Below are 264 nucleotides of genomic sequence, written 5' to 3'. Positions count from 1 at the left end.
ACCTGCCCGTGATGCGGCGCAGCGCCTTTGCGTGCGCGCCCGCCAACGCCCAGACCGAGGTGCGCCATGCGGCCCACTTCGTCACCCAGGCGCGCGGGGGCGACGGTGCCGCGCGCGAGCTGTGCGACCTGCTGCTGGTGGCCACGGGCCGCTACGCGGCGCTGCTGGCGGACTACACCGCATGATCCGTGTCGTCCGACAGGGCTGGGACCAGCTCTCGATCTACCTGCCCGTGGTGCTGATGGGCCTGCTGGCTTTGGGCAC

General features: G+C 72.3%; 1 pseudogene. It reads left to right on the top strand.

Annotation, left to right across the window (positions count from 1 at the left end):
* A pseudogene (locus KM800_RS15260) lies at nt 1-185 on the top strand (phenylphosphate carboxylase subunit delta); the annotation flags it as partial.
* Nucleotides 186-264: the final 79 nt, after the last annotated feature.

The sequence above is a fragment of the Clostridium tyrobutyricum genome, from assembly GCF_019144085.1.
In the GTDB taxonomy this organism is placed as follows: domain Bacteria; phylum Bacillota; class Clostridia; order Clostridiales; family Clostridiaceae; genus Clostridium_B; species Clostridium_B tyrobutyricum_A.
Note: the sequence above shows the minus strand (reverse complement) of the source record. Positions and strands in the feature narration are given on the sequence as shown.